Origin of the sequence: Fibrobacter sp. UWB15, from assembly GCF_900177705.1 — a bacterium.
Classification (GTDB): Bacteria; Fibrobacterota; Fibrobacteria; order Fibrobacterales; family Fibrobacteraceae; genus Fibrobacter.
In genome coordinates this window covers 90262-103896 of the sequence record NZ_FXBA01000008.1, presented here as the reverse complement: position 1 = coordinate 103896, position 13635 = coordinate 90262, and the positions used below count along the sequence as shown (strand labels likewise).

Genomic DNA, 13635 nt, shown 5'->3' with positions numbered 1-13635 from the left:
CTCTTATTCTACGTTGGAAAAATCACCACTTTCTAAAGTCATAAAGGATAAGATCGAACGCTCACGTCCCATCTGGGGCGTGGGTCGTTTTGTGCTTGCCTTACGACAGGGTTGTGGTGACCCTTCCAACGTGGTAAGCACTGCGACTCCACGCCTTTTTTGTTTTCCAGACATCTTAGGCCGAAGTCTCCGTGCACAAGGGATGACTCGTTCATTTTTTACATGGAGCACGCCCCGATTATGGCAAAGAAAAAAGCGGTCGAGACCACACTGAACCTCGAAAACATTCTCTTTAACTGTCGCGATATTTTGCGGGCTGCCCGAAATTCGGGTTCGTTCTTCGAAAAACGTGACATGATGCTCACGCTCGTGTTCTTGCGCTTTATTGGCGAAAAATTTGATGACGGTGTCGCCAAGTTGCGCAATGTGCTGATAGAACAAGGACTCGATCCTGACGATGAAGGAGTCCGCACTGCATTTTTTGAAGACATCTCCTTTACAGACGGAACTTACTATTTGCCTCCCGAAGCCCGCTGGTCGAATATTATCGACACACCCGCTCCAAAACTGAATTCCGCGCTTGACGGAGCCTTGCATAGTATTGCGACCGATTCAAAAGACCTCAAGGGCTGCTTTGTCGAAGGCACGTTCATGACGCGAAACCTTGCCCCCAACGACATCAAGAAGTTGGTGGACGAGGTGAACAAGATAAGCCATAAAAAGTTCGGCGAGGAAAAGGACTTGATCGGCCGCGTCTATGAATATTTCTTGAAAGAATTTGCCGTAAACGCCACGAAGGAAGAAGGAGAATTCTATACGCCACACGATGTGGTGCAGTTGATAGCCTCGATGATTGAGCCTTACGACGGAACGCTCTACGACCCGTGCTGTGGTTCGGGCGGCATGTTCATCCAGAGTGCGGAACTGGTCAAATCCAAGCAGGGTGACGTCAACCGCATCAACATTTACGGTCAAGAAAAAGAAGCCGCTACTTACCGCCTTGCCAAAATGAACCTAGCCTTGCGCGGGCTCAGCCACCATTTGGGCGAAACGAACGATTCCACATTTAGGAACGACTTGCACAGGGGGCTCTATTTCGATTACATCATGGCGAATCCGCCGTTCAATCTCAAGGGTTGGTATGATAGCGATTTGAAAGATGACGCTCGCTGGGCTGATTACGAAACTCCGCCAGATAGTAATGCGAACTATGCGTGGATTTTGCATATGCTTTCTCACTTGAAGCCGTCTGATGGCGTTGCTGGTTTCTTGCTTGCAAACGGGGCGTTAAACGATGATGACACGATTAATATTCGAAAGAAACTTATCCAAAATGACAAGGTTGAGGCAATTGTCGTACTGCCGCGGGAACTTTTCATTACTACCGATATCAGCGTGACGCTTTGGATACTGAACCAGAACAAGAAGGGCGGAAAATACAATGGTCGTAAACTCCGCAACCGCACGCACGAAATTCTCTTTATGGATTTGCGTCAATGGACGGAAAACCCCGTGAAGAACGAACAGAAGAAAAAGGTACGTCTTGTCACGGAGCAGATTGAACGGGCTGCAAACATCTATCACACTTGGCAAAATGAGGGAATCGATGGCACGAATTATGCGTTGCCGGAACTTTACCGCAGTGTAGGAATCAAGGAAATTGAGGAAAAGGGTTGGGCGCTTACACCGAGCAAGTATATCGAGTTTATCGACCACGACCTGGATATTGATTACAAGAAAGAGATGAAGCGTATTCAAGGCGAAATGAAATCCCTGCTCGCGACAGAAAAACAGAGCCAGGAAATGTTGGTAAAAGCCTTCAAGGGCATTGGCTTTGATATCGAATAGCGGGGATGGATTATGGCTTTGAAAACGTATAAGTTAGGTGAGTTGATTGAACCATCGGATGAAAGAAATTCTGAGGGCAAATATGGTATTGATGATGTTCGAGGTATTTCTACAGGAAAAGAGTTTATAGAAACAAAAGCAAATATGGATGGCGTAGGTCTCGCTAGTTATAAAGTTGTAAAAAAATACGAATTTGCATACGTTTCAGACACTTCTCGTCGTGGAGACAAAATTTCTTTAGCGTATAACAAAAATTGTCCAGAATTCCTAGTTTCATCGATATCTACGGTTTTTCGTGTAAAACAGCCAAAAATACTTCTCTCTGATTATCTCTTCATTTATTTCAATCGTCCTGAATTTGATCGATTTTCCCGTTTTAATTCGTGGGGTAGTGCTCGTGAGACTTTTTCGTGGGCTGATTTGTGCGATATAGATATAACCCTGCCTAATAAGGCGACACAACAGAAGTATGTCGATATTTACGAGTCAATGGTTGCCAACCAAAAAGCTTACGAAAAAGGCCTTGACGACCTAAAGCTCACCTGCGATGCCTATATTGAAGAACTGCGAAGAAAAACGAAATGTGAAAAAATTGGAGATTATATCACATTTTATAATGAAAAAAACGTAGATGAAAAAATCACCCTAGAACAAGGCGTGAATATAAAAAAGGAGTTCATCACTCCCCAACGGGAAAATTCAAGTCTTGCATCAAGAAAGATAGTGAGAACTGGGCAAATCGTTTATTGTACACAATTAAATAATGAAAATGTTGCCGTTGCGTTAAGAGAAGGTCCCGATTGCGTTGTTTCCCCGGTTTATGATGTTGTTGAGGTGATTCGACCCAAAGAAATAATGGTAGAATATTTATTGTTGTGGATGCAACGTTCTGAGTTTGGAAGATTTGTTTATTGGGCTTCAAAAGGAACGTCCTACGAGTTTTTAAGTCCCGAGAACTTGCAAAATTATAAAATCCCCATTCCCGATATTTCCGTACAACGTTCAATCGCAGATATCTACAAAGTCTATACAGAACGCAAACGCATCAATGAACAATTAAAACAACAGATAAAGGATATCTGTCCCATTCTCATCAAGGGTTCGCTGGAGGAGTAAACCATGGCGAAATTGATAAACTTCAACGGTCGCTTCTGCGAATCGGATTACGAATTTGCCTTTATCTCATATCTTGAAGCAGAAGGTTGGCTGTATTTGCCGGGCAACAAACTCGCCCGAGAAGAAATCAAGGAAGTCCTTCACTCCGATGACATCAAGGAATATCTGGCCGCAAATAATCCAGACCTGTTGAAGGACGATGTCGAAAAACTGTTCGACACCATTCGCCTCGTGGGTGCCGAAAGCGATTTTGCAACACTTCACAAGTTCTACAACTGGCTTATAGACGGCATCAAGTTCACTCCGCAAGACGGGAAACCAAGAACAATTCAACTGATAGATTTTGAACGCCCTGAAAATAATATCTTCCGCGTCGTGAACCAGTTGACGGTAGAATACATCAACAACGGCAAAAAAGAAAACCGCCGCCCCGATGTGATGCTGTATGTAAACGGTTTCCCGCTTTGCGTTATAGAACTGAAGAACCCCGCCGATGCAAACGCCACTATTTATGACGCCTGGGAACAAATCAATATCCGCTACTGGCGCGATATTCCGCATCTTTTGCATTACTGCCCGCTGGCCTGTATTTCCGATGGCGTAAAGACCCGTCTTGGAACGGTCCGCACGCCTTATGAACATTTCTATGCATGGCGACGAATAAACGAAGGGGACAAGATTTCAACGATGCCGTTTGCCGAAACCGAGGCGATGATAAAGGGCGTCTATAATCCAGTCCGCTTCCTTGAAATTTTCCGCGACTATGTTTATTTTCAGGATAGCGAATACGACCACGACGAAAAGGAAATCGTCTGCCGTTATCCACAATTCTTTGCGTCTCGTTTATTAAAACGAAGCATTGTCAAGTCTGTCATTGAAAAAAGCGGCAAGGGCGGCACTTACTTTGGTGCGACCGGTTGTGGCAAAACTTATACGATGGCGTTTCTTGCCCGTCAATTGGCGCTTCGCTGTTCCGACATCCCCGAAATCGGGTCGCCTACAATCGTGATGATTGTGGACCGCGAAGAATTGCAAAAGCAGGGGGCAAAACTTTTCAAGAAAAGCACGGAGTTCCTGAATCTAGGAAGCGTCGAAGTAGTAAAGAACCGCAAACAACTGCGTGAAGAACTGGGTGCGCGCGAAAGCGGAGGGTTCTACATTTGCACCATCCAAAAATTCTGCGACCGCGAAGACGATAAAATTGGCCTAATCAACAACCGTGCCAACATCATCTGCTTTTCGGACGAGGCTCACCGAACGCAACTGGAACATTCCAAGAAAATCCAGTTCAGCAAAGACGTTGACGAAAACATGAAGGCGATGATTTCAAAGCCTTATGCGAAAGTTTTGCGCGAAGCGTTCCCGCATGCGACTTTCGTTGGCTTTACGGGCACGCCGATTGCTGAAACATACCAAACCTTCGGTGATGAAATCGACCGCTACACCATGGATCAGGCAGTTGCCGACGGCTTGACGGTTCCTATCAAGTATCATCCGCGTATTGCGAAGGTATTGCTTGACAAGGAAAAAGTCAAACTCATTGAAGCATACTACAAGTTGTGTGCTGATGAAGGAGCAACAGCAGAAGACATTCAGGCCAGTAAAAAGGCGATGAGTTCCATGGAAATCATTCTTGGAGAACCTTCGCGGCTGGAACGCCTCGCTGTAGATATTCATGACCATTATGTTTCTAGTTGCGCGGGCGAACCGGACCGCGTGCAAAAAGCGATGATTGTGTGCTCCTCTCGCCAAATTGCATATGACCTGCTGAAGAAATTCCAGGAGAAATATCCTGAATGGTTTGTCGAAAAGAAAACACCTGATGGTGTTATAGCAACTGAAGAAGAATTGAAGAAAATGCAGCCCGTGCCTTTTATGGCGATGGTCGCAAGTGTCGGGAGTAACGACCGCAAGGAAATGTACGATTATCTTGGTGGAGTCAAAAACGATTCCCGTTCCGAAGAATTAGATATTGCCTTCAAGAACGAAAAGTCGAATTTCCGAATCGTCATTGTCGTGGATATGTGGATTACAGGTTTTGATGTTCCCTGCCTTACATACATGTATAACGACAAAGCCCTGAAAAAGCATATGCTTATCCAAACAATAAGCCGTGTCAACCGTAAAGATACGGGAAAGGAATATGGCTTGATTGTAGATTACATCGGCATTCGCGACAACATGCGCGAAGCGATGAAACTTTATGGCGGAGATTCTTCTGTCGCTCCGACGGTAGATGATGTGGAACAGGCAACAGCCGTATTCAGGGGCGAATTGGAAATTCTAAAACGCCTATTTGCCGGGTATGATATCGCTCCGTTCCTGGATCCGGAATGCGAACCCGCCAAACGGTACATGTTGCTTGCTAAAGCGGCAGAATATGTGTTTACATCAACGCAGGAACTCAATTCGGAATACAGAAACGGAGCAAAGGCGCCGCAAAAGGTTTCCTTCAAGAATTACTTCTTGCAAGTCGTGAAGCGAATGCGCGTGGCGTTTGATATCTGCTCGCCTTCTGGAAATTTGAGTGAAGAAGAATCCGCCCTTGCACAATGCTTTATGGCGATTGCGGGCTTTGTGCGTAAAATGAGTGGAACAAGCGATATCGATACCGATACGATGAATCGTAATGTCGCCAAAATGGTAGAAGAAGCGCTAAAGTACAGCAAAGTAGAAAGCGTTCTTGAAAGCAGCGATGAAGAGAATCTTTTCAGCCCGGAATTCTACGAGAAACTTTCCGATGTGAAGATGCCCGCAACTAAGCTTGAACTTCTGGTGAAAATGCTCCGCAAGCAAATCAAGGAATTCGGAAAGATTAACCAAATTGCTGCAAAATCGTTCTTGGAAATGCTCGAAAGGACAATCGAGGAATATCACGAACGCCGCAAAGCATTGACTGCCGAAGAAGCGGGTGAAACACAGGAACACGCGACGGACGAAATCATCAAGAGCGCAACAGAACAAGCTCTTGAGATTTTGCGCCAGATGAACGAAAACCGCGAAAGTTTCCGCAAGATGGGTTTGACCTTCGAAGAAAAGGCTTTCTATGATATTCTGCTAGCTCTCCGCGACCAATACAACTTTGAATACGGAGAAGACAAAGAAGTTGATGGCGTAGTCATTAACGAAAAATGCAAGGCCTTGGCGAAGAAGGTGAAGGAAATCATCGATACGAAATCTTCATTTGCCGACTGGCTCAACAATCAGAATGTACGTAATTCCCTTAAAGTGGATATAAAAATCTGCCTTGTAAAAAACGGATACCCGCCGCAGTACAGCCCCGAAGTATTCAGTAAGGTTATGGAACAAGTGGAAAATTTTGAGGAAAATCAGTAGGATTCGGTCCGAACCTTATTTCACAATCCAATAACCGTCTCTTTTTGAGCCGGCGCGTTCAAGGATTCTGTTGTCTTGCAATTTTGCTAAGTCTCGTTCAATGGTTCTTGTCGTGACGGCAAACTTTTCTGCCATCTCTTTTTCTGTAGCAAAATTGTTCTTTTTCAACAAAGAGACAATTTTTTTTTGACGATCCGTTAATACGAAGGGTTTTCGTGCGCCGACAACGGCATCTATCTTTTGCAAGGCCTTCAATGAATCCAAGATTCTATTGAGCATGAATTCTACGAAAATGCCACAGTCGCCAGCAGCACTAGATGCGTTTATCGCGTTGTAATAGGCCTGTTGATTTGCGTAAACCAGGTTTTCGACGGGCAAATGAGCGAACAAAGGATTCCACTTGCCCAAAATAAGGGATTGCCACAAACGACCAATTCTGCCATTCCCGTCTCGGAAAGGATGGATGAATTCAAATTCATAATGGAAAACACACGACCGAATCAGCCAATGGTCTTTGCTGTTTTTTAACCACGAAAAAAGATTTTTCATCAAGATCGGGACCATGTTGGGTGGCGGCGCAAAATGGACGCATTTGCGCCCCTTGAATACACCTTCGTTGCAATTTCGGTATCTCCCGGCATCGGGAATTATACCTTGCATCATTACGGCATGAGCCTTGAGCAAGTCCTTTTCCGAAAACGCCTTTAATGAAGGATAGAGTTCATAAGTCCGTAAGGCGTTCTTCACTTCGAGGATTTCTCGTTCGGGAGCGATAATGCGCTTGCCGTCAATAATGTCGGACACCTGGCCTTCTGAAAGCGAATTGCCTTCTATCGCCAAGGAACTATGGATACTCTGAATTTGGTTTATTCGACGCAGGCGTAAACTATCCGATTGTTCCAACCGGATTGCGACTCGTTCAACCAAGGCCGAAATCTCTGCCGCAAGGTTAACTATCGCCGTGTTAATCGTAAATGGAGGCTCGTATTTATCCGACATTTTTACCGACATTCATTCCGACATTTAATCCGACATCTTTTCCGACATTCTAAATATATATTAAGCAGGAAAATTTGTCAAGTAATGCCGTTTTTGGGGCAAAAAAGCGTTTTTTCTATGCCTCAGCGTTCCCAGCCAGGCCGATTTCGGCGGCGTGTTCACGCATGCCCTCGATGCAGATGGCGGCGACGTCCTTCACGTCCATGCCGAGCAGGGCACAGCCTTTCAGAATGTAGTCGCGGTTGCACTTGGCGGCGAATTTCTTGTCCTTGAACTTCTTCATGAAACTTTTCACTTCGAGATCCAAAATTCCGTTGGGGCGCATTCTTGCGCAGGCCTGGATGATTCCGGTGAGTTCGTCGACGGTGAACAGACTCTTTTCCATGTTGGTCCTGGGTTCCACCTGATTCACGATTTCAAAACCGTGCGCCAAAATGGCACGCACATCTTCTTCGGAGACGCCTTGTGTGAGCAGTTCCTTTTCGGTGTGCTGCAAGTGTTCTTCGGGGAATTCCTGGTAGTCGTAATCGTGCAGGTAGCCCACGGCCTGCCAGTGTTCAACGTCTTCGCCGAAGTGTTTGGCCATCGCGCCCATGGCATAGCATACGTTGAGGGAATGGATGACCAGCGATTCTTCGGTCACGTGTCCATTGTTGATTTCTTTTGCGCGTTCAAGGGTCAGACTCATTTTAAATCTCCAATTTCCACCGCTAATATAAATATTTTGAAGAATGACTAATTCGCTTTTGTCCAGAACAGGAGCTTGCGTTTAACAAGTTCAAACAGTTCCATAATCGCAAGCACCACAATGCCTGTCCAAAGAATGCCTGCAACCATGTTGGGGTAATCGGAATAGTCGGCGTAAAATTGCACAAAGTGACCGAGCCCCGTGTTTTCGCCGAAAAGTTCTGCCACGGTGAGCATGATGAACGAAAGCCCTATGCCTACAGAAAGCCCCGAGAATATTGAGGGAAGGCTTGCTACAAGGGCGATTCTCCACAAGTACTCAAACTTTCCGATTCCGATAATGGCGGCGTTACGCTTGTATTTTTCGGGGATTTCGGCGGCACCGGCAGCCGTATTCAAGTAGATGGGCCAAAAGGCGGCAATAAAAATGATGAATGTCGAAGACAAATAGAACGTCGGAAGAATCGCTATCGCGTAAGGAATGTAAACGTTGGGGGGAATGGGGGCCGCAAACCTGGAAATGGGTTTTAGCATATTGGAGACCCACGGAATGGAACCAGAAACAATTCCGATAGAGATTCCGACAATCGACGCCACCAAATAGGCGGGCACCAGTTTTAAAAGAGAGGCTCCTGCACTGCGCAAAAGTTCTTCACGAGAATCGAAGAGGGCTTTCAGTACAGCCTTAGGAGATGGGAACAAATATTGACTGTCCCATTCGGGGCCGCAACTGATTAACACCCAAATTCCAAATAAAACGAGAAGAAAAAGAATTCCCGGAAACTTGGATAAGTATTTTGTAAAAGTTCTCATATACTTGCACCTCCTTGTACAATATGGCCTAGTTTTTCAAGGATGTCCTTGTGGTAGGCGTCTTCAATGGTTGCAATGGTTTGTTGGACTTTTTCGTTGCGGAACCATTCGCCACGATTCTTCTTTACCGGGAAATCAAGCGGGATGTCCGCAATGATACGCCCCGGGGTCGAGCCTAAAACGATAATGCGGCTCCCGAGATAAACGGCTTCACGAATGTCGTGCGTGACAAACAGTGTGGTAATAGGACGGTCTTTGACGCCGCGGCAAAGCTCCAAGACTAAATCTTGCAAGCTCGCCCTGTTTACCGGGTCAAGAGCGCCAAAGGGTTCGTCTAAAAGAAGGGCGTCGGCGCTGACACTTAAGGCACGCGCTATGGCTCCGCGCTGGCGCATTCCGCCCGAAAGTTCAAAGGGATATTTATGCAGACTTCCAGAAAGCCCCACCAAATTCAAGTATTCTTCTGCTAAATTTTTGGCGTAGCTCGTCTTCAGTTTTTTCGTCTTTTTAATAGCGAGCGTTACATTTTGGAGAAGGGTAAGCCAAGGGAAAAGGGTGTAGTCTTGAAAGACCACACTCCTTTCGGCAGAAGGCTTTTCGATTTCTTTTCCTTTCCAGTAGACATGCCCCTCGCTCGGCTTGGTAAGCCCAGCGAGAAGGTTCAGCAAAGTGGTCTTGCCACTACCGCTTTCGCCTAGTAGGCATACGAACTCACCTTGATTGATTTTCAAGTTGATGTCTTTCAGGATGGCTCTGCCATCGTACGAAAAACCGAGATTCGTTGCTTCAAAACCATTTTGCTTTATTGTCATACTATTCTTAGTTCCTGGACTTGAAAATGTTTTCTGCCTTGGCGTAGAATTCGGACTTGGGGTTTTCTTTGCGAAGTTCTGCGATGGCGGCCTTGTAGAAATCGGTGCGAACGTATTCGGAGACTTTCCTGTCAGACTTGATGAATTCGGCATCTTTCAAGAAATCCCAGAAGAATTCAACACCCTTCACGTTGGGGTCCGTGTCCTGCGTGACGTGCCCGCTGTAGAACGCTTTGTTGACAAGAGCGGTATCGAGCTTAATCCACTTGGCAATAATTTCCACACTCTTCTTGTGGTCATTTTGCACCAGTTCTTCAGCTTCGATCAGCGACTTGACCAAGCGCTTGTAAACATCGTCGCGGCCTTCGATTTTGCGGAGCGATGCAATGAGGCGGCAGCAAATATGGCCGGGGTTAATGTCCTTACTGCGGAGCACCACGGAAAGGCCAGCATCTTCGGCGCGGAGGTCGTGAGGGCCCCAAGTGACGCCGGCGAATACGCTACCGTTCTTGACGGCTTCGATCACTGCAGGCGGGTTCTTGAGTTCCACGATGGAGACGTCCTTGCGCCAGTCAACGCCTTCTTTCTTGAGGCCTCCGCGGACAATGGCGTCAGCAGTGCCCAAGCGAATGGTGGCGATTTTCTTGCCCTTGAGGTCACTCAGCTTTTTAACTGCCCCTGCATTTTCCTTGCGGGTAATCACGGCCTGGTCACCACCCATGATACCGCCAATCACGCGGATGTCGGCACCCTGAGAAATATGAATGAGCGGAGCGAGAGAACCGAATGCACCTGCATCGAGTTTGCCTGCGCGGACAGCGGCAATGCCGTCGCCGGAATTCGAAAATTCAACGAGCGTTACGTCAAGGCCATTTTTCTCGAAAATGCCAGCATCTTTAGCGATAAAGAATTTTCCTTGACCTGTAGAAGACAGGTAACCGATGGAAATCTTGTCTGCGGCGATTGCAGAAGTAGCGCAGGCGAGGCTAAAGAGGATCGTGAAAGCAATTCGATTGCGGATTTTATTGAAAATTTGTTTCTGATTCATTATTCAAGTCTCCTTCGTTAGAAACCATAAGTTGCAGAAAGTTGATAGCGGTTCAACTCAGCTTCTTTCACGGTGCCGGCGGTCAGGTAATCGGTTTGAACGTGCAAGTATTCAATCCCGAGCGAGAAGGCATCAGTCAGGTTGTAGGTAGCGTTTGCGAAAACGGAAATGTTCTGCTCGCGGCCGCCCACAGTTTCAATGTCATCGCGGTCCAGCTTGTCAATGCCCGCACCAGCGTTAAATGCCAATTTTTGGATAAATTTGGCTTGCAGGGCAAACCAACCACCGTAAGCCTTGATGCTCTTGACGCTTTCGGGGTCTTCGGTGTTGGCGACAAATCCGCGCCCGATGCCGGCTGCATACGTATCCAGGTTTTCACCGATGAAACCTTCGCCAAGGAGGGTGATCGCGCACGTGATGGGGAGAGTCAAGTCGACGTTAGCAGACCAGGTGGGAATATTCTTGGTGTCGCCCGTTGCGTCCAAGTCGATTTCTTCTTGTCCGTAATGGCCAGAAACGCCCAAGCCAGCCTTCTTCTTATCTACCCACAGCGGAAGCGCAATGCCGATGCGGCCCTGGAAAGTAGGAATGTCGGCGTCGGTACCGGTTTCAGAGGCAGAGGAGGAGTTGTAAGGCTGATTTTCGCCAATGGTACGGACAACGGCGGCGGCAATATCCACAGAACCTTCACCAACGGGGATTTTCTCGGTGAGTCTCAGCTGAGCTCTACGAAGGCCTGCGTCGCCGGAGTTATTGAGAACGCCTGCGTTAAGCGTCGGGGTTACCAACGGAGAAATCACGTCCCAAGTTTGACCGCCCAAAATAGAGAAGCCAGTCTTGCCGAAAGAAATTTCACCGTAGCCGTGGCGGAGACGCGGGTTAGGATTGTTGGCGGACCCACCACCATAGAAGTCAATTTCAACTTTACCGTTGGCCTTAAAATAAGCCGTGTCGCTACCGCTCGAAAGATTGAACCCGATGCGAGTCAGGTTAGGAGTCAAGTGCCAGCCACCGTCGTTTTCGTTGGTAAGGTCCGAGGCTGCAACGAAATTGGCGAAGTTGCCGTTATTGCTCTTGGAATCTTCGTAGGCGGCGTTGAGAGATGCAAAGCCGTAGAGGGTAGCACTTACGCCAGACTTTGTAGTGACCAAAATCGGTTCGGCGGCGAAAGAGGTGATTGCAGATAAAAGGATAATCTTGGCGGCAATATTTTTCGAATTGATATTCATTTATAAGTCTCCTGAGTGATAATTTTTGTGAGTTGAGCAACCATGCAAAAAACTTTTTTGCACGATGCGATTAAATTTTGTTTGGTGGGGGTGAGTGCTTACTGGCAAATGCCTTGAGCAAAAGTATAAAGTCTACACATATAGGTATCCTCGTTCTGATTTGTTTGCTCTTCGGAACATGATGTTCTCGAATTTTTGTGCGTAAAAAGTAGAAATAAAAATGAGCTTGTAAAATACTTTTTCTTTATAGCTTAATATAGGGTTAGACTTGAACAGAGGTGCTGACAAAAAGTGACTTCGAACTTTTTAAGAAAATGCCGCCTGAAAATCAGGCGACATTTTTGTGTTAGGAGAGTAAATGGATCGAAGTTAATTTATTTTGAAATTATTTACCACCGACAGATGTGCTATAAATCTTTTCGAGTAAATTAAGTGCACCCTTGTAACCGACGAAACTCCGGTTAATAATCAGTGTTTCGCTGGATGGCGGTGTAATTTCGAAAAGCAGCGCATTCTTTTCGTTGGCGATATTGATTTCCCAAGAAGACGCAAGAATCAAAGGCTTGCCCGAAGAGAAATTCACTTCCTTAATGGACTTTTCAATCAGGTAGCCATCTTCTTCAAATTCCACGTCAACATCGACACCTTCGCTAATGTTGTGGAACGAATCTTCGATACCTTTGCGGAATTTTTCTGGCGGATCGTCACTGATAATTGCCTTGCGCGGAATAAGGCCGATTTGGTCCACGAGGAACTTGGTGTAGGCAAGCGTGTAGGCGGAATCTGCGGTAATGGCAAATTCACTGGGCATACCGAACCAGTATTCGGCGAAAAATTCGGAGAAGTGTTCCAGATAGTAGTAATAGATTCTGTTTTCTTCCTTGATGAACTTTTCGCTCTGTTCCTTGTCGATTTCGGCAAATTCGACGACTTTACGGATAAATTCGCTAGTCGCTTCGGCGCCGAGCGGAATTTCAGGAATGTGCAGGAACGGCTGACCGTATTTTTCCTGGAGGTGTTCTGCGTTTCGAACGCCCACCCACGGAGAAATCACCAAGTTGAATTGGGCCTCGGGAATGCGCAACCAGTCAGCGACACCGTTATTTTCGGGTCCGAACAGCACATTGACTTCAAAGCCTGCGCCGCGCAGAATACGGGCGATTTCCTGATAGTCTCCGCGCCAGTTCTGGTTGTAGTAGGGTGTTTCGAACCAAAGGTTCACCAAACCCTTCTTGCGTTCGCCGCTGTAATCGCCCACGAATTGGTCGACGATGGCGTTTACGACTTCTTCGTGACCGAAAAGGTTGTTGCCCTTGAAGCCGGCAGTATCGACAGACACAATCGGGTAACCCAAATCGCGGTAGCCACGAACCAGGCTCGAAACATCGTCACCGATAAGACCACCCACGCAACCCGTAAGAACCACATAGAGGTCACCGTCAAAAACCTTGAGCGTCGATTTAATCAACTGATCCAAAGTCTTGATGCCGCCAAAAACGATATCGTTTTCGGTAGAGTTTGCACTCGGCATGTTACCGGCACCGGCGTAAATGCTACCCTGGAAACCGTTTTCAAACGTGAGAAACGCCGTTTGCTTCAGCTGGCAACCCGGAGAGCAGTTGGCAATAGGAACTGCACCCTTAATAGCGACAACAGTATGAGATGCACCAACTGCGCAAGCGTATCGGGGGTCCGAAATAGAATTACTTTTTTTCTTTTGAATTGTAGCCATTGTTAAAAATCCCCT

At 46.7% G+C, this 13635-nt stretch carries 10 protein-coding genes; 3 read left to right on the top strand and 7 right to left on the bottom strand.

Features of this window, described 5'->3' with window-relative positions; all coding sequences use genetic code 11:
• The first annotated feature begins 240 nt into the window (after positions 1–240).
• From B9Y58_RS11380 to B9Y58_RS11370, 3 genes are read left to right on the top strand one after another with little or no spacing between them, the layout of a single operon-like run.
• The gene (locus B9Y58_RS11380; RefSeq protein WP_073056562.1) at positions 241–1848 is read left to right on the top strand and encodes a class I SAM-dependent DNA methyltransferase; all 1608 of its coding nucleotides are present in this window, start codon (positions 241–243) and stop codon (positions 1846–1848) included.
• Positions 1849–1860: 12 nt separating this feature from the next.
• On the top strand, positions 1861–2964 hold the full coding sequence (locus B9Y58_RS11375) for a restriction endonuclease subunit S (protein WP_073056563.1): 1104 nt from the start codon (positions 1861–1863) through the stop codon (positions 2962–2964).
• A gap of 3 nt (positions 2965–2967) precedes the next feature.
• Positions 2968–6300, top strand: a complete 3333-nt coding sequence (locus tag B9Y58_RS11370; protein WP_073056564.1) for a type I restriction endonuclease subunit R — start codon at positions 2968–2970, stop codon at positions 6298–6300.
• Between the two features lie 15 nt (positions 6301–6315).
• Here B9Y58_RS11370 and B9Y58_RS11365 read toward each other — a convergent pair whose 3' ends face one another.
• From B9Y58_RS11365 to B9Y58_RS11335, 7 genes are all read right to left on the bottom strand, one after another.
• Positions 6316–7311 (bottom strand): Fic family protein, encoded by a 996-nt coding sequence (locus B9Y58_RS11365; protein WP_199220975.1) that lies wholly within the window; start codon positions 7309–7311, stop codon positions 6316–6318.
• 103 nt (positions 7312–7414) lie between these two features.
• On the bottom strand, positions 7415–7987 hold the full coding sequence (locus B9Y58_RS11360; RefSeq protein WP_073056565.1) for an HD domain-containing protein: 573 nt from the start codon (positions 7985–7987) through the stop codon (positions 7415–7417).
• A gap of 47 nt (positions 7988–8034) precedes the next feature.
• Positions 8035–8727 (bottom strand): ABC transporter permease, encoded by a 693-nt coding sequence (locus B9Y58_RS11355; protein ID WP_233247950.1) that lies wholly within the window; start codon positions 8725–8727, stop codon positions 8035–8037.
• Between the two features lie 68 nt (positions 8728–8795).
• Positions 8796–9611: an ABC transporter ATP-binding protein gene (locus tag B9Y58_RS11350; RefSeq protein WP_073056567.1), complete on the bottom strand. Its 816-nt coding sequence runs from the start codon at positions 9609–9611 to the stop codon at positions 8796–8798.
• Between the two features lie 7 nt (positions 9612–9618).
• Positions 9619–10659 (bottom strand): ABC transporter substrate-binding protein, encoded by a 1041-nt coding sequence (locus B9Y58_RS11345; protein ID WP_073056568.1) that lies wholly within the window; start codon positions 10657–10659, stop codon positions 9619–9621.
• A gap of 17 nt (positions 10660–10676) precedes the next feature.
• The gene (locus B9Y58_RS11340; RefSeq protein ID WP_073056569.1) at positions 10677–11888 is read right to left on the bottom strand and encodes a hypothetical protein; all 1212 of its coding nucleotides are present in this window, start codon (positions 11886–11888) and stop codon (positions 10677–10679) included.
• A gap of 385 nt (positions 11889–12273) precedes the next feature.
• The gene (locus tag B9Y58_RS11335) at positions 12274–13620 is read right to left on the bottom strand and encodes a nitrogenase component 1 (RefSeq protein ID WP_073056570.1); all 1347 of its coding nucleotides are present in this window, start codon (positions 13618–13620) and stop codon (positions 12274–12276) included.
• Positions 13621–13635: the final 15 nt, after the last annotated feature.